At 57.6% G+C, this 14691-nt stretch carries 14 protein-coding genes and 2 pseudogenes; 10 read left to right on the top strand and 6 right to left on the bottom strand.

The annotated features are described in order from the left end of the window. Positions 1-115: 115 nt before the first annotated feature. From ACR0R4_RS04945 to ACR0R4_RS04935, 3 genes are read left to right on the top strand one after another with little or no spacing between them, the layout of a single operon-like run. On the top strand, positions 116-1249 hold the full coding sequence (locus ACR0R4_RS04945) for a substrate-binding domain-containing protein (protein WP_433646258.1): 1134 nt from the start codon (positions 116-118) through the stop codon (positions 1247-1249). A gap of 20 nt (positions 1250-1269) precedes the next feature. Then, positions 1270-2862 (top strand): sugar ABC transporter ATP-binding protein, encoded by a 1593-nt coding sequence (locus ACR0R4_RS04940; RefSeq protein WP_433646257.1) that lies wholly within the window; start codon positions 1270-1272, stop codon positions 2860-2862. Beyond that, positions 2859-3926 (top strand): ABC transporter permease, encoded by a 1068-nt coding sequence (locus ACR0R4_RS04935; protein WP_433646256.1) that lies wholly within the window; start codon positions 2859-2861, stop codon positions 3924-3926. Before ACR0R4_RS04940 ends, ACR0R4_RS04935 begins: the two co-directional genes overlap by 4 nt. Positions 3927-4093: 167 nt before the next feature. Here ACR0R4_RS04935 and ACR0R4_RS04930 read toward each other — a convergent pair whose 3' ends face one another. Further along, a complete protein-coding gene (locus tag ACR0R4_RS04930) occupies positions 4094-4774 on the bottom strand; it encodes a GntR family transcriptional regulator (protein ID WP_433646254.1) in 681 nt (226 codons plus the stop codon). A 175-nt stretch (positions 4775-4949) separates the two neighbouring features. Here ACR0R4_RS04930 and ACR0R4_RS04925 point away from each other — a divergent pair, with 175 nt between their 5' ends. The 5 genes from ACR0R4_RS04925 (at position 4950) to ACR0R4_RS04905 (ending at position 8014) form a co-directional block, all read left to right on the top strand. Further along, positions 4950-5501: a nuclear transport factor 2 family protein gene (locus ACR0R4_RS04925; RefSeq protein WP_433646253.1), complete on the top strand. Its 552-nt coding sequence runs from the start codon at positions 4950-4952 to the stop codon at positions 5499-5501. 1 nt (position 5502) lies between these two features. Continuing rightward, the gene (locus ACR0R4_RS04920; protein ID WP_433646251.1) at positions 5503-5817 is read left to right on the top strand and encodes an NIPSNAP family protein; all 315 of its coding nucleotides are present in this window, start codon (positions 5503-5505) and stop codon (positions 5815-5817) included. A 73-nt stretch (positions 5818-5890) separates the two neighbouring features. Continuing rightward, positions 5891-6313: a cupin domain-containing protein gene (locus ACR0R4_RS04915; protein ID WP_433646249.1), complete on the top strand. Its 423-nt coding sequence runs from the start codon at positions 5891-5893 to the stop codon at positions 6311-6313. Continuing rightward, a complete protein-coding gene (locus ACR0R4_RS04910; protein ID WP_433646248.1) occupies positions 6310-7146 on the top strand; it encodes a fumarylacetoacetate hydrolase family protein in 837 nt (278 codons plus the stop codon). The genes ACR0R4_RS04915 and ACR0R4_RS04910 overlap by 4 nt, the downstream gene beginning before the upstream one ends. Then, positions 7124-8014 (top strand): hypothetical protein, encoded by an 891-nt coding sequence (locus ACR0R4_RS04905; protein ID WP_433646246.1) that lies wholly within the window; start codon positions 7124-7126, stop codon positions 8012-8014. The genes ACR0R4_RS04910 and ACR0R4_RS04905 overlap by 23 nt, the downstream gene beginning before the upstream one ends. A 69-nt stretch (positions 8015-8083) precedes the next feature. On the opposite strand, the gene ACR0R4_RS04900 is transcribed toward ACR0R4_RS04905, so the two are convergent. Beyond that, positions 8084-8677 carry an IclR family transcriptional regulator domain-containing protein gene (locus tag ACR0R4_RS04900; RefSeq protein WP_433646403.1) on the bottom strand — a complete coding sequence of 198 codons (594 nt, stop codon included), beginning with the start codon at positions 8675-8677 and terminating at the stop codon, positions 8084-8086. An 81-nt stretch (positions 8678-8758) separates the two neighbouring features. Beyond that, positions 8759-8974, bottom strand: a pseudogene (locus ACR0R4_RS04895) (helix-turn-helix domain-containing protein); the annotation flags it as partial. A 165-nt stretch (positions 8975-9139) separates the two neighbouring features. Here ACR0R4_RS04895 and ACR0R4_RS04890 point away from each other — a divergent pair. Then, on the top strand, positions 9140-9577 hold the full coding sequence (locus ACR0R4_RS04890) for a cupin domain-containing protein (RefSeq protein ID WP_433646245.1): 438 nt from the start codon (positions 9140-9142) through the stop codon (positions 9575-9577). A gap of 343 nt (positions 9578-9920) precedes the next feature. Continuing rightward, a pseudogene (locus ACR0R4_RS04885) lies at positions 9921-10402 on the top strand (transposase); the annotation flags it as partial. Positions 10403-11307: 905 nt separating this feature from the next. Here ACR0R4_RS04885 and ACR0R4_RS04880 read toward each other — a convergent pair. Genes ACR0R4_RS04880 through ACR0R4_RS04870 form a run of 3 tightly spaced genes read right to left on the bottom strand, consistent with a single transcriptional unit; the run spans position 11308 to position 14533 of the window. After that, positions 11308-12318, bottom strand: a complete 1011-nt coding sequence (locus tag ACR0R4_RS04880) for a tyrosine-type recombinase/integrase (RefSeq protein WP_433646244.1) — start codon at positions 12316-12318, stop codon at positions 11308-11310. Next, complete coding sequence (locus ACR0R4_RS04875; protein WP_433646243.1) at positions 12315-13274, bottom strand: tyrosine-type recombinase/integrase; 960 nt, start codon at positions 13272-13274, stop codon at positions 12315-12317. The genes ACR0R4_RS04880 and ACR0R4_RS04875 overlap by 4 nt, the downstream gene beginning before the upstream one ends. Next, on the bottom strand, positions 13271-14533 hold the full coding sequence (locus ACR0R4_RS04870; RefSeq protein WP_433646242.1) for a site-specific integrase: 1263 nt from the start codon (positions 14531-14533) through the stop codon (positions 13271-13273). Before ACR0R4_RS04870 ends, ACR0R4_RS04875 begins: the two co-directional genes overlap by 4 nt. Positions 14534-14691 lie beyond the last annotated feature (158 nt).

Raw genomic sequence — 14691 nt, 5'->3', positions numbered from 1 at the left:
CCCTATAGTCTCTGAAAGACTCAAAGCTGGAGAATTTATTTGGGGTGGAGTCACAAAAACAATGCGGAGCGAGCATTGGCGCTTTTCCGCACAGATATAGGAACTGAGGTTTCGAATGAATGCAAAGAAGTACACAGGCCTGGTTGGCATTGTTGCCGCGCTGAGCCTGCTCCTCACGGCATGTGGGGGTGCTACTGGAGGCGCAGAGTCGCAGCCGGACAGTGAGACAGTGAGCTCTGGACCGTGGTCGTTTGACGTCACCACTTCTGCAACATGGGACGCAGAAGCGGTCGCGGGAGAATGGACCTCCGTCGACGACGGTGAGGGCGCCGGAGTGAACATGTGCGTGCTGTACCCGCACCTGAAGGACCCAACCTGGGTGGCGCAAGCCGAGGCCTTGTACGACGAAGCGGTGCGAACCGGCATCTCGTACGATCTGTTCGAGGCGGGTGGCTACGAGAACCTCGCACTGCAGCTTTCACAGATGGAAGATTGCATTAGCGCGGGTACATACGACGTGATTGCGCTCCATGCGGTGTCAGGTGACGGGGTGTGCTCGACTGTCGAAAAGGCGCTGGATGCCGGGATCGCCGTCATCGACGCAATCAATGGAACGCTGTGTGACGAAGTCGTCACGAGTAACCCAATGTTCCATCAGGTTGCAGCGAAGTACTACCATTTGGCGAAGGCCCTCGGTGAGTACATTGTCGCACAACCGGGAGAGAAGAAAATTCTCCTTCTTGCTGGTCCGGAGGGCGTCACCTGGTCTGACGATTCTGTGAGGGGTTTCAACGATGCATTCGCTGCTGACCCAGAGAATAATGTCATTGTCGCTTCACCGCGTGGAGACACCGATGCGACGAAGCAGCTTGCATACGCGTCGGATGCATTGACCGCGAATCCTGAGATCACCGACATCATCTCGATCGCAGTTGCGTCGAGTGCGGCCATGGTTGCTGTGCGCGATGCGGGTAAAGAGGGGGAGATCAACCAGTACTCGTGGTCACCGCCTGAGGATGCGTACCTTGCCATTCCAGACGGAATCATTGCGGCCGTAGCTTCAGACGTGGTTCCGATTCAGGAGAGAATTGTCGTGAACGACGCCATCCGCTTGGTGAATGGTGAAATCGATTACAAGGCCATCGCGGCTGCCGGATTGATTATCACAGCAGACAATTTCGCGGATATTCCGCGAACTGATGTGACATCGTCGCCCGGGGCAAAGCCTGTGTTCAATTACGCACCCTAGCGAGCCAGAAGGAGACCGTGATGGCCCCCACAATGTGGACGTCAGCTGAAGGCGCCGATGAAACAACACAGGGAACTGCGGCAGGTCAAGTTGTACTTGAACTTAAGAACGCAACGAAGAGATTTGGGGCAGTTACCGCATTGTCCGATGTATCGCTCAGTTTGATCGCTGGCGAATGCTTGGTTCTCCTTGGAGAGAACGGCGCTGGAAAATCTACATTGGTGGGGGCCATCCTTGGCCGTCACAAACTCTCAGAGGGACAGCTCATCATTCGTGGTGAGGTGATTGAGGCCTACAGCCCGCATGCCGCGCGTGAGCGCGGTGTGCGGGCGGTCACCCAAGAGTTCAGTCTGTGCGAGAGCCTCTCGGTCTACGAGAATCTGTTTGTTGGTCAAGAACTTCACAGCGCGGGCCTACGACTCAAGCGGCGCATGCGTGAAGAAGCAAGTCTCCGGTTGAAGGAGGTTGACGCGACGTTCTTACCGACAGATACGGTCGGAACTCTGACGAGAGCGGAACAGCAGCTCGTTGAGATATGTAAGGCTGTCACGCAGGGTGGAGACCCCGGTGTCATCTTGTTTGATGAGCCCACCGCAGCGATTAGTGCGACTGAAGCTGAAGGCTTGTTCGCGATCATTGATCAGCTGAAGGAGCAGGGCTGGGCGATTGTATATATCAGCCACCGGATGGAAGAGCTTCGACGAGTCGGAGATCGTGTTACTGTGCTCCGTGATGGGAAGCACATCGCCACCCACCATCTTGATGCCGTGTCTGATCAGGACTTGGTGCATGAGATGGCCGGCCGAGCCCTTGACACAGTATTTCCAGGAAAGGCAAAAGCTGAAGAGATCGGTGAGGTTGTTCTTCGAGTGAAGAACTTGGCGACGCGTAATGGCAAGGTCGTAGATGCCGCATTCGAGATTCGGGAGGGTGAAGTTCTCGGGATCGGTGGCTTGGTCGGTTCCGGTAAGGGCGACCTTGCGGGAGCTTTGTTCGGCCACTCATTGATCAGTCATGGCGTGATTTCGATCAATGATCAGGAAGTCTCTCGTCCATCAGCGAGAGCAATGTATAGAAACGGTTTTGGCTTCCTTCCGGAAGACCGGAAACGAGAAGGAATTTTTCCTGAAACCTCCGTTGCGCTCAACATCCTCATGGAACGGATAGCGGTCTCTAAAGCCTATTCGCGCGCCGGCTTCCAAACCAAACACAAGGTACTCAACGATGCTGCTGATTTGATCCAGAAGTTCGACGTACGCCCATCTGCTGCGTCGCGAATGCCGATCAGTCAGCTCTCGGGAGGAAATCAGCAGAAGGCGCTTATCGCAAGGACTCTCGCGGCCGAGAGACGCGCACTCGTAGTCGTTGAACCGACTGCGGGAGTTGACGTCGGGTCGCGAATGGAGATCTACCGACTGCTTCGTGCACAGTGCCGTGAGCAAGGGATCGGGATCATTTTGGTTTCCTCCGACGTGGAGGAACTCGTTGGCATGAGCGACCGTGTCCTTGTTATGAACACGGGCCGCATTACGGGCTCCTTGGAGGGAGCCAACATCACACCAGACAACATCGTTGCCGCCTCGTTCGGCTACGTCAAGGAGGATCAAGCGTGAACACCGAGGTTCCAACGCAGGCAGTTCGAGAAAAAGTCGGGGGTAACAAAGCTCTCGACTGGATCATCCAACAATTTGGCTTTGTGGGGCCCTTGCCGGTACTCCTCGTGGGTGTTTTCGTCTACTTTGCTGTGACGACGCCAACGTTTGCAACCGCGAACAACCTGACGGAGCTGGCGCAACGGTCAGTCTTCTTAGTGCTGATGGCTATGGGTCAGATGCTGGTGCTCGTCTCAGGCGGATTCGACCTGTCGATCGCGGCCGTCGTCTCGTTTGCGAGTATTGTTAGTGCCCAGGTGATGGTGAGTTTGTTTACCGAGACCGGGAACGAATTTCTCTCGATGATGCTGAGCCTCGGCTTCACGGTATTGATCGGCATTATTATTGGTCTGGTAAATGGCATTGGCGTCGCGATCTTGAAGATCAACGCCTTCATCGTCACGCTCGCCGTAGCCACAATTATCGGTGGACTTACCATCATCGTCTCGGGCGGCGTTACTGTTACTGGTTTGCCACCCCTCTTTGCTCGCGGGATCGCGAGTGATGGCCCACTGGGTATTTCGTGGATGGTGTATCTCACTATTCCGGTGGTGATCGCAATGTACTTCCTCACGAACAACAGTGTGTTCGGTACCCACCTGTATGCGCTGGGAGACAACCCAGTGGCTGCTCGGATCGCCGGTATCCGCGTTGAACGAACGATGATTATCGCCTATGTTCTCGGGAGCGTTCTCGTTGCGTATGGTGCCTGGCTCCTGACCGCAAGAATCGGGTCTGGACAACCAACTTTGGGTGGAAGCTACACCATGGAAACCATCACCGCCGCGGTGATCGGTGGCGCCTCACTGCGGGGTGGCCGAGGCACGATCATCGGTGTTGTTCTCGGTGTGCTCTTTATGCAGATGCTGACGAACGGTATGAACCTTGCCAGACTTGATACGAACTCGCAACAGATTGCCATCGGTGTTGCGCTCTTGTTTGCAGTGCTGATTGATCGGCTCCGCGATCGCGCTCGTACCTATTCTGCGGTTCGAAGGAGACTCAAGCTCGTGGAGGCTGCATAGATATCGATCGGCTCGCGTAAATCTCTCTCTGCGCCATTTCATTTCCCTGCAATGGCGCAGAGAGACATCTCTGTTCGCCTGGAATTCAGTGTTGCCGCAATACTTCAGTGCTGCCGCGCGTGAACTTCAGAACGGTGCGAAGGAACTCTTGCCCGGTGCAAGCCGCGTTATTTTGCGAGGGATCGAAGGAGATCTTCTCGAGTGGCAAGGATTGAGTCGCCCAAAACTCGAGAGGCTCGTTCCGGATCACCACTCGTCAGCGCAAAGTAGATATCAAGATGCGTTGATCTCAACTCACCAGGCTCACCGAAATGTTCTGCCATGGAGATGATGAAAAAGGTGTACTTGATCTCCTGCGACAGACGTTCGTAGTACTCGTTTATTCGGGTGCTGCCGAGCAGCGCAACGATCTCCGCGTGAAAGGTCAGATCTCGTTCGAGGATCTCACGCTCATCACCGTCTGTTAACGCTTCAAGGAGTGCGTCGAGCGCGTCCTTCACTCGAACGAAAGATGTTCCGGGGCTGACGCTCCGTGCGGCCGCGGTCTCCATGTAGTAACGCGTAAGATACACATCGAGCAGATCTTCTTCGGTGGGGCGCCAGACGACCCAGCCGCGGTTCGGTGTGTAAGCGGTCAGGCCCTGATACTCGAGGAGGGTCAGGGCGCCTCGCACGGTATTGCGCGAAACGCCAAATTCTTGCGCGAGCAGGCTTTCTTTGAGGCGCCCTCCAGCTGGAATCTCGCCATCGAGAATCCGCTTGGTGAGGGCTTCCGCAATTTGTGCGGTCGCGACCTTAGGAACCGCGACGTCCCCTTTAGGCGTCTGGATAGTTGTCTGTTCAGCCATGTGACCAATCCGATTGGAGCATTCGCTCTGAGTGGGCCCAGAGAATACTACATGTTAGCGGGAATTTATCCCCTACCGCAGAGCTTAATGGCAGAGGGATATATGTTCCACAATTTTCGTACATCCAAGTAAGCTGAGTTGATGACTCCTGACGGGGGTCAGGGCAACGGCGCGCATGCAACTTGCTCTTAGCTTTGATGTAGGAAAGGTAGACCGCACCGTGGATTTACGCGAACTGAGTGACAGGATTGAGATCCCTTCGACGCTTACACGCTATGCAACGGGCCTGGATATACCGGGACGGGACTTCAGCGAGTGGGACAAGGTTTTTGCAGCAGATGCGAGATTTATCAACTGGAATGGCCCGGGTTCGGAGATGTCGATTCCTGAGATGCAGAAGTTCCTCACGATGGATGACCCGGTCTATAGCCACCAGCATTTGTTGAGCAATGTGGTGATCACTTCCTTAGATGGGGATCGCGCAACCACACGAGCTGAGTATTTTCATGTTGGTGCGCATCGCACAACTTCCCAAGAAGAATCAAACCTGATTTTTAAGGGCGGCTTCTATGAAGACGAATTCATTCGCACGCCGGAGGGCTGGCGAATTATCCGTCATTCGATCACGCGGCGTTGGGATAAGTACGAAGTCGTCCCCTGGCCACCCGCAAATACCACCTGGGCGCGCACTGAGATGGCGCCGGAATCTTTGGAAGAGGAGAATTGAGATGGCGACGTATGAGCTCAGGGTGTATCAGGCTGTTTCTGGTCGAATGAATGACTTGCTGGCTCGATTCCGGGATCACACATTGGCGCTGTTTGAGGACCACGGGATAGAGAACGTTGGGTACTGGATCGATAACGATGATGCTGATCGTTTGATCTATCTGCTCAAGCACAGCGACATCGAGTCGAGCTGGAGCGGTTTTCGTGAAGACCCGCGATGGCTGTCCGCAAAAGAGAAGAGCGAGGCGCAGGGTCCGTTGACAACTTCAATTGCGAGCACGCGACTGAGCCCAACCGAATTTTCCGCTCTCACATGAGAATCTCATTGGACGAGGCCGGGAAGCATCTCGCACTTGCCGGAACTGGCATCGAGTGGGGATTCTGACCAACATGCCTCGTCAGACACTGCCAGCCGCGTCGTCAACACATATGTCATTGACGAGTCTCCCTATCGCTGTGCTCAGTTGGCTCAGTACTTCTCGACCCGACCCGACGCCGATTGTAGAGAATGGTGACGCGCTGCTCATCGGCTTGAACTCGTTTGACGTAGGTGAAGAGTTTGCGAACCATTTTCACGAAGAGCTCAATGAGACGTACATCGGTGTTGCCGGTGAACTCGAGCTGTGGGTTGACCGGGTGGAGCGAATTGTCCTCACCACCGGTGTCATCGTCACCGTAGAACCTGGGCGAGAACATTTTCTTCGCAATGCCAGCGACCAACGGGCACTGGTGTGTTACATCAAATCACCGAACCTGCCTGAGGACCGCATTCTCGTTTCCTGGCACCCAGAAGAGAGAGGAAGCAAAGTATGAGGCTGGGAACAGTCAAACTTGACGAGGGTACACGCGCGTTTCGACAGGACGAAACGGGCACCTACTATTTTCCGCATCATGCGGATATTGGTGAAGTCCTCCGTTCGCAAGATTGGCGGGAATTTCCGCTCGAGCAGGGCGAAGCGCCGGAGGCTGACGCGCTGACCATGCCTATTCTGCGCCCATCGAAGATTATTTGCGCTGGCTTGAACTACTATGCTCACGCCGAAGAGGTGGGCAAGACTGCGCCTGACGTGCCGACGCTGTTCAGTAAAGTCGCGACTTCCTTGGTGTCGCCACGTGGCGACATTCACCTCCCGCCGCTCAGCACTCAGATTGACTGGGAGGGTGAGCTGGTCGTCGTGATCGGCAATTACGTAAAGAACGCGAACGCTGAGATAGCACGTGAATCGATCCTCGGATACACCGTTATCAACGACCTCAGTGTTCGTGATTGGCAACGCCGCACCTCAGAGTGGTTTCAGGGCAAGAACTTTGACGAATCATCACCGCTGGGGCCGGTCATCGTGACGGCGGATGAGGTGGACCCTCAGAAAGGGCTGAGCATTCAGACCCGCGTGAACGGCGTACTTGAGCAGGACGGTACGACGGCAGATCTGATCTTTAGCCCAGTGGATCTGGTGATGTACATCAGCCAGTTCCTCACCCTCGAACCCGGCGATCTTATTGCCACTGGCACGCCTGCAGGTGTTGGGACTGCACGGAAACCGCCACTCTACTTGCGTGATGGGGACGTGTTGAACACGTCGATCGAGGGAATCGGCGAGCTTACCAACATCATTCGTATCGGTGATCTCGATCAAGAAATCTAATCGAAAGGTAGAACACGCTATGACAACGACGAATAATGACATTCTGTATCGGGAGCACTTCCGAGACCACCGCGGCCGCGTACTCGTAGGAAACTCGCTAACTTCTTATGAGTCTGCAACGGGTATTGAGGACGCAGTCGTCCTGGGTGCGTCCTTTGCCGGACGGCCGACAGGAATCCTCCCAGTTCGACAAGGCGCACGGGGTTGGATTGCGCATGAAGCTGGACCGGGAAAGGATGAGGCTGGTATCGCAGGTCTTCCCCTCTCAGACGAGTACAACGTGCCGGCCGCAGCGATTGCCACAGCTGAAGCGCGTCTTTCCGGGGGAGAAACTCTCTTGACTGGAAGGGTCAGCCGAGTAAATGAAACTGCAGCCGCACTTGGGGTCACGCCGGGAATGACCGGTGAAGAGGCGGCAAAGAAGATGTTGGATGCTCCGCTGGGCCGTGTCCACGACATCGAGGGTGTTGTGGACGAGAGCGTTCGCACGGTGCTGGAGACGGACACCGGGTCGGTATTTACGGTGTGGTCTTCTTCGCGAATCGACGGAGACCGTTCGCGTGATGTCTTGGTGGTTGCCTCGCACGGTGCAAAGGTGATGGCGTTGTACGCTCTTCGCACAAACCCGAAGGGCATCATCTGCAACGACGCGGGCTTTGGGCTCGATAACTCGGGTGTTGAAGGGCTCGCAGAGCTCGACGACCACGATGTTGCTGGAGCGACGGTGTCGACAGAGAGTGCCCGTATCGGTGATCCTGAAAGCACCTATCAGGACGGGATCATTTCAGCTGTCAACCGGGCCGCTGAAGCGAAGGGCGTTCGAGTGGGGCAGACCGCCGTGGAAGCAGCGGCGTTAATGGTTCGCTGATTTCAGAAGCCGAGCTACCTGTGTATCGCATTGATGATGCGGTGTTGTGACCAGCGTGTGATGCGCTGGTCATCGCGATTTCAGGGTGGGGGAGAGTGTGTGCGAGCGTGTCGAACTCCTGGAGGTAAATGACCAGGGTGAGACCGTCCTCTGATCGGAGTACTGCTTGACCAGGGTGATCGCAGCTATGGCGAGATCTTGAAGGGCCTCCTTCTCAGCGCGTTCTCGCGGGAGGGACATGACCAATGCCATACGGGTTCGCCAGGTTTCACCGTCGAGTGGAATCGCGACCGAGTGCACTCCCGATTCGGACTCTTCGCGGGATTCTGCCCACCCCTGCGATCGAATTGCCTGAAGCTCTGAGAAGAGCTCTTGACGCGTTGTGATCGTTTCCGGGCCTCGTCTGGCGAAGGGTTCGACGGGGAACAACGCGACGATCTGCGAGTCGTCGAGAGCCGCAAGAAGTAGCTTTCCCGCAGCCATTGAGTGTGCTGGAGCGGTCATCCCAGTACGTAACCCAATATCCTTGTTTCGTGGTGAGCGTCGGCCGTCAAGCACCAAAACGTTGCTGCCGATGAGGGTGGCGCTGTGTACGCTCTCGCCGAGGCTGAGTCTGGCTTCATCAAGCAGTGGACGGGTTCGGATTCGTGTTTCTGCGCTCATGGGTGAAGACGTGAGCAAGGTGAGCAGTGATGCGCCTGCATGAAAACCTCTGCCCTTCGCGGAGATTGTTGCGAAGCCCTCAGCTTCGAGTGTGCGCAGAAGGCGATGGGACGTTGAGCGGCCAATGCCCAGGTCGTCGGCAATGGATGAGACGGTTACCCGATCCGTAGAGGCGAGTCTTGAAATAACGTGCAGGGCGCTGTGGACGCTGCTGAGCCGATAGTCAGCCGCAGTATCGCGTTTCGTGTCGTGACCGTGCGATGGGTTAAGCCGTTTTGCGGGAATTTGTGGGGACATATTTGTACCTTATACCGGTACAAGCTCTCTCGCATATGGTGCCCCGGAGATCGGAATTCAATAATGAGATACCGGACGTTTTCAGGGCCTGATGTCCTTGAAGAATCTAGATCCGTGTACCTGGAATGTCGCAATACCCGCACTGGAGAGAAAGGAACGAGCTACATGACTGAAGCTCCAAAAGTACTCAAGAGGCTCACCGTTCAACGAGAATCAGAGCTGCCCGTGGCACCCGGGCAAACTGCCAAGGCACTCCGATACTCAGGAGTGGCGGTGGAGAACACTGAAGTAGAAGATCTGTGGTTTGGTCGCGTGCATACGGGCGTCGGTGAGGTCTCTGACCCCCACCACCACGGAAGGGCCGAGACCGGCGGGTACATCCTCAAGGGCCGCGGCTTTATTCGCTTCGGTGAGCGCTACTCTGAGGTCGTCTACATGGAAGAAGGCGACTTTGTCTATGTACCGCCATTCGTGCCACACATAGAGGGCAATGCGAGCCGCACCGAAGAACTGGTGTGGCTGACGACTCGCACGCCCGACAACATTGTTGTAAACCTGGTAGACCAAGACGTCGCTGATTTTGAGATAGATTACGCGGACTAGTTCAAGGGGTCTTCGTCACGCAGATGGAGATCGCCAGAGCCCGGGTGCCTGTTCAGACAGACACCCGGGCTCTGTTCGTGTGTGTCGCAGCTCTCTGACATCGCGCGATTATCCGAGATTGCGCGGAAACCGATCGAGCATCCCCGTCACGATCTTGGCGATCGCCTCGTCGCGATTCGTCTCGTTCAAGAGTTCATGCCGCGCATTCTGATACAGCTTCAGCGTCACGTCACGCAGGCCCCTCGCCCGGTACGCAGCGGCGAGGTTGGGCTGACCCCGTTTTCTAGGTCCATTCGTTATGTGAGTCCAGTACCCCGCGCTCGCGGGGAGAATGGATCACACGATGAGCAAGCAAAGAAATCGCCACACCCCGGAGCAGATCGTCCGGAAACTCGGGCAAGCCGCCCGGCTCCTGGGCGAGGGCAACACGATCGCCGATGTCTGCCGCGAACGTGGCGTCACCGAGCAAACCTACTACCGTTGGCGCAACCAATACGGCGGCATGAAAGCTGACGACGCAAAACGCCTGAAAGAGCTCGAGAAGCAGAACGCGACCTTGAAACGGCTGCTCGCTGAGGCCGAGCTCGAGAAGGCTGCGCTGAAGGAGTTGGCTGAGGGAAACTTCTAGGCCCGGGGAGGCGTCGCGCCGCGATCTCGCAACTGATTCGCACCTTGCAGATCAGTGAGCGCATGGCCTGCCGTCTGGCCGGGCTTTCCCGCTCCACGTGGCGGCGGCCGCTCCGAGGCGACACCCCGGCAGACCCTGACCAGGCGCTGCGCGGCTGGCTGCGGAAGTTTGCAAAGAACCACCCACGATGGGGATACCTGGCGCGTAGCGGTTGTTGGTAACGCTGGTCTGCGTTGTGGGTGTGCGTTGTGGGTAACGCAATTCTGGATAGTTGGTAGCGCTTCCTGTTCGTGTGTGTTCTGCTGTGCGTAGCAGCGACGCGCTCGGCGTTGCTGCCTGTGCGCAAGGAGGCGTCACCGATGGCAGATTACCGACAGATTATGGCTTTACTCATTCAAGGCCGAAGTTACCGTGAGATCGCAGCACAAGCAGGCTGTTCGCATCGCGAGATCTCGACAGCAAAGACGGTGATGACGGTCCGCGAGATCACGTCCGCACGTCTCGCTGCGATGAGCGATGTTGAGCTTCAAGGGTTGTTCCCTGACGGTCGTTCTCGCGTGTCTGACGAGTACGAGCAGCCCGCATTCGGGAAGGTCGTGCAGTCTTTCCGTCATAACCGTCACTACACGCTGCTGCAGGCGTGGCGTACGTATACCAGCAGCAGCACACCGCTACAAAAATACGGGTACGCGCAGTACTGTCATCTGTTCAGCGAGTACGCGGCAAGGAATGATCTCGTTGCGGTGCTTCATCATGAGCCAGGCCGGGCTGTGTTCGTTGATTGGGCTGGCGACACGATCCCGCTGGTGGAATCGGTCACGGGCGAGGTCACGAAGGCGTACTTATTTGTTGCCGTGCTCCCGTTCTCAGGGCTGGTGTTCTGCCTCGCCTCAACTGACATGCGAATGGGTGCTTGGCTGCACGCGCATGTTGCCGCGTTCGAGTATTTCGGTGGGGTGCCCCAAATATTGGTCCCGGATTATGTCCCTCGGAACATAATCCGGGTTCTGTGCCCCGTTCGGTTATGCGCCCAGGGCGTGGGGTGGTGTGGTGGTTTCTGGGGGTGCGCGCCCGAGGACACCAATTCGGGGGAACATAACCATCACAGCGATCTGAGCCAGTCGAGCAGTGCCGTGTCGTCGCGCCAGACTGCGCGCGGGCGGGGTCCCTCCGAAATAGTTGAAGGCTCGGTATGGCGGAGGGCTTGGAGTTTCGTGTTCGTGTTGATCTCGGCGTATCGGTTCGTGGTGGATAAATCAGCATGTCCGAGCCAGCCGCGGATCACGTTAACTTCGACGCCCGCTTCGAGGAGGTGAACAGCGGCGGTGTGGCGAAAGATGTGCGGGCTGACCCTGCGCCCGGTGCGTGGGTCGTCAAGGTGGCCCGCATGCCGGCGAACGATCTTGTAGATTCCCGAGCGGGTGAGTGAGGTTCCGGTCGTAGACACGAACACATGCGCGTCAGGTGCCCGAAGGCGGCCCTCAACCTCGAGGAGTTGTGTGAGTAGCCGTGACGTTTGCTGCCAGAGTGGGCAGGTGCGCCATTTGTCACCCTTGCCGTGAAGGCGAACCCGTGCTGGCGTGTCAAGGCCGAGGTCGCCGACGCGAACGTCCGCGGCCTCTTGCGCGCGGGCTCCGGTGTTGTAGAGGAACAAGATCAAGGTCCGGTCTCGCAGGGCGAGCGTGCCGTGGCGGGGCAGGCCTCGGAGGAGGGTCTCGGTTTCGTCGCGTTCAAGGTAGCGGGTTTCGGCGGGAGCCGACCGTTTCATTGGGATCGCGGTGACTCGTTGGCATTCGCCGAGCATCTCTGGTTCTCGGGTAGCAATGTAGTCGAACAGGGTGTGAACTGCGGCCAGGCGCTGATTCCGGGTGCGGACGTGGTTGCCGCGCTCGTCTTCCAGGTACCGGAGGAATCTCACGACTCGTTCGAAGGTCATGTCACCAACGGTGAGCCTGGTGATTCGGCTGTTATTGTCTTTAGCGACGAACCCGAGGAGCAGCCGAACGGTGTCCCGATAGCTACTCACCGAGGTGGGCCGTAACCCTTTGACAGTGACGAGATGGTCGATGAAGAACGACTGGATCAGTGGCCCAATCGGCTGGTTGGCGTTCATGGGGTTGCCTCCATCCAAACCGATTGCGCATACGTTTCGAACCGGTCGGCGCCCTCGGTGAGTAGTTCCGGGGTCATGCGCAGGTAGACGGCGGTTGATTCCGGGCTGACATGTCCCATGAACGTGGACAGCCGGAATAATCGGTCGCTGGGATCGATGCCCTCCCGGTACCAGCGCAGCAGGCATCCGACCGCGAACGAGTGACGCAGCGAATGCAACCGCGGAGCTGAGACTCCGTCAGGGACGGTGAAATCCAGTTCGGTGATGATCTGGTGGAAGACGCTGCTGGATGTGCAGGGGTGAATGCTGCGCCGTCCATCGAAGCTGAACAGCGGATCGGTAGGGACAGTTGAACAGTGGTTCAGGCGACTGGTCAACAGCTCGCCGATGCGGGGGCCGTGGGGAACCAGGCGGCTTTTGCCGAACTTCCCGCCTCGAACGGTGATGAGTTGACGGTCGGTATCAACATCACCAACTTGTAGGTTGCAGGCCTCACCGGCGCGCAGCCCCAGCCCGTAACATAACGCGAAGACCGTGCGGTGGATCATCGCGCGGTTTCGGGCCCGCGGGTTGTCATCCAATGCGCCAGCGGCGGCCAGGATCAATCGGACCTGGCTGGTCTCGAAGATGAACGGCAGTCGTTCAGCGGTCTCTGGTCGCCGGATTCGTTGTAGTGGACAGGCAGGTAGCCGGCCCTGTGCCACTGCCCAGTTGAGGAAGCCGGTCACGACGAGCACAAGGTGGTTGAAGCTCCGAGCCCGGTGTCGGGGGCGAGATCCGAGAAACTCTTCCAGCAACGGCCCGGTCAAGCCGTCTAGATCTGTGACACCGTGCTCATCAGCGAATCTGACCAGCAGACGGAGAGCCGCTTCCTCGGTCTCATATTTGCGGCCGAGGGCACGTTTGTATGCGAGGAAATCAGAGACCACAGCCGTGACGGCAGCATCATCATTCATGACAGCACCTCCTCACCGTCACCAAGAGCAACCTCACGCAACGCCTCGATGGCGACTTTCGCGTAGACCTCGGTGGAGCGGGCGGAGCGGTGCCCGATGAAGTCCCCGATCGTCTTCAGATCCATGTCCGCATCCACCAGCCGTTGCACCGCCGAGTGGCGAAAGGTATGCGACCCAGGGCGCGGCACACTCACCCCTGCTGCACGCAGGTAGCGGCTCGCAAGCGCAGACACCGCCGCCGAACTGATCGGCCGTTGTGGCGCGGCAGCCCGGAAGAATACGTGCCGGTCACTGGTATCCGGGCGGCCATGTTGCAGGTAGTCAACGACCGCGTCACCGACGATGGGAGACAGCGGGAACGCGGTGGAATGGCCAGCCTTGCGCTCGGGGATAGCCAACCGCTCCCGCTTCCAGTCAAAGTCATCCAAGGTCAGCGCGACGATCTCCCGGCCGCGCAGCCCGTAAGTGGCTAGCAACAGCAAAATTGCGTAATCTCGCCGACCGACAGGGCTGCGCCGGTCAACCGCAGCAAGGGTGCGGTTCACCCCTTCCCACGAGACCGAGCGGGGAATATTGGAAAGCCGGTAGAACTGGGGCCACCCGACCGTCCCACTCAAATCAGTACCGATGACACCCTCGCGGTGCGCGTATCGCAGGAACACCCGTAGCACTCCCGCAGTGCTGCGAACTGTGCTCTTTGACAAACCAGTAGCCGAGCGCTCCACCATGTACGCGCTCAGCAGCGTCGGCGACAACTCACCCAGGCTGGTAACCCCGATCCGGGACAGGTGCGCCTCGAATCGGGACAAGTGATGCCGGTACTGAAACAGTGACGACGCTCGGAGGCCCCGCTCACTACTGAGGTAGTCGAAGAACCCGGGCAGCACGTCAACGAACGGCACCCGTTGATGCCTCCGGCCCGAACCCTCGAAACCAGGCAGCACAACCGACAGCATCTGCTCGACCGGACCACGGACTTCCTTGACCATTGATCTGTCCGACCCGAACCGCGCTAAATGAGATGCAACTCTGTCTGCTACGAACGCCTCAACGTGCTCGGGTAGATCGGCAACGGTCCTCGCGCCTTGGACCCAAGCGAACTCCCCGAACGCGTACCCGATCGGCACCCGCCGCCAGATCGTCTTATCGGCATAGCCCTCCCTGACCAGCCATTCCAGATACGATTCGATCTCAGCACCGATCCAAGACCCCCGAAACCGATCGGTCGTAGCTGGCTTGACGAAATACTCCTCGAACATAACAATTTCCTTTCACTCGATTGAGTGAAAGGAAACACCCTCGCCCGACCATCCGCATTATGTTCCCCCGAATTGGTGTCCTCGGGCGCGCACCCCCAGAAACCACCACACCACCCCACGCCCTGGGCGCATAACCGAACGGGGCACAGAATCCCGAT

Origin of the sequence: Leucobacter fengyongliangi (assembly GCF_050971685.1) — a bacterium.
Lineage (GTDB): Bacteria > Actinomycetota > Actinomycetes > Actinomycetales > Microbacteriaceae > Leucobacter.
Note: the sequence above shows the minus strand (reverse complement) of the source record. Positions and strands in the feature narration are given on the sequence as shown.

What these genes read in the sequence shown, in the direction of transcription:
- ACR0R4_RS04945 (WP_433646258.1), top strand. Translation starts at nt 116, where the DNA reads ATGAATGCAAAGAAGTACACAGGCCTGGTTGGCATTGTTGCCGCGCTG.
- ACR0R4_RS04940 (WP_433646257.1), top strand. Translation starts at nt 1,270, where the DNA reads ATGGCCCCCACAATGTGGACGTCAGCTGAAGGCGCCGATGAAACAACA.
- ACR0R4_RS04930 (WP_433646254.1), bottom strand. Translation starts at nt 4,774, where the DNA reads ATGGCTGAACAGACAACTATCCAGACGCCTAAAGGGGACGTCGCGGTT.
- ACR0R4_RS04925 (WP_433646253.1), top strand. Translation starts at nt 4,950, where the DNA reads ATGCAACTTGCTCTTAGCTTTGATGTAGGAAAGGTAGACCGCACCGTG.
- ACR0R4_RS04920 (WP_433646251.1), top strand. Translation starts at nt 5,503, where the DNA reads ATGGCGACGTATGAGCTCAGGGTGTATCAGGCTGTTTCTGGTCGAATG.
- ACR0R4_RS04915 (WP_433646249.1), top strand. Translation starts at nt 5,891, where the DNA reads ATGCCTCGTCAGACACTGCCAGCCGCGTCGTCAACACATATGTCATTG.
- ACR0R4_RS04910 (WP_433646248.1), top strand. Translation starts at nt 6,310, where the DNA reads ATGAGGCTGGGAACAGTCAAACTTGACGAGGGTACACGCGCGTTTCGA.
- ACR0R4_RS04900 (WP_433646403.1), bottom strand. Translation starts at nt 8,677, where the DNA reads ATGAGCGCAGAAACACGAATCCGAACCCGTCCACTGCTTGATGAAGCC.
- ACR0R4_RS04890 (WP_433646245.1), top strand. Translation starts at nt 9,140, where the DNA reads ATGACTGAAGCTCCAAAAGTACTCAAGAGGCTCACCGTTCAACGAGAA.
- ACR0R4_RS04880 (WP_433646244.1), bottom strand. Translation starts at nt 12,318, where the DNA reads ATGAACGCCAACCAGCCGATTGGGCCACTGATCCAGTCGTTCTTCATC.
- ACR0R4_RS04875 (WP_433646243.1), bottom strand. Translation starts at nt 13,274, where the DNA reads ATGAATGATGATGCTGCCGTCACGGCTGTGGTCTCTGATTTCCTCGCA.
- ACR0R4_RS04870 (WP_433646242.1), bottom strand. Translation starts at nt 14,533, where the DNA reads ATGTTCGAGGAGTATTTCGTCAAGCCAGCTACGACCGATCGGTTTCGG.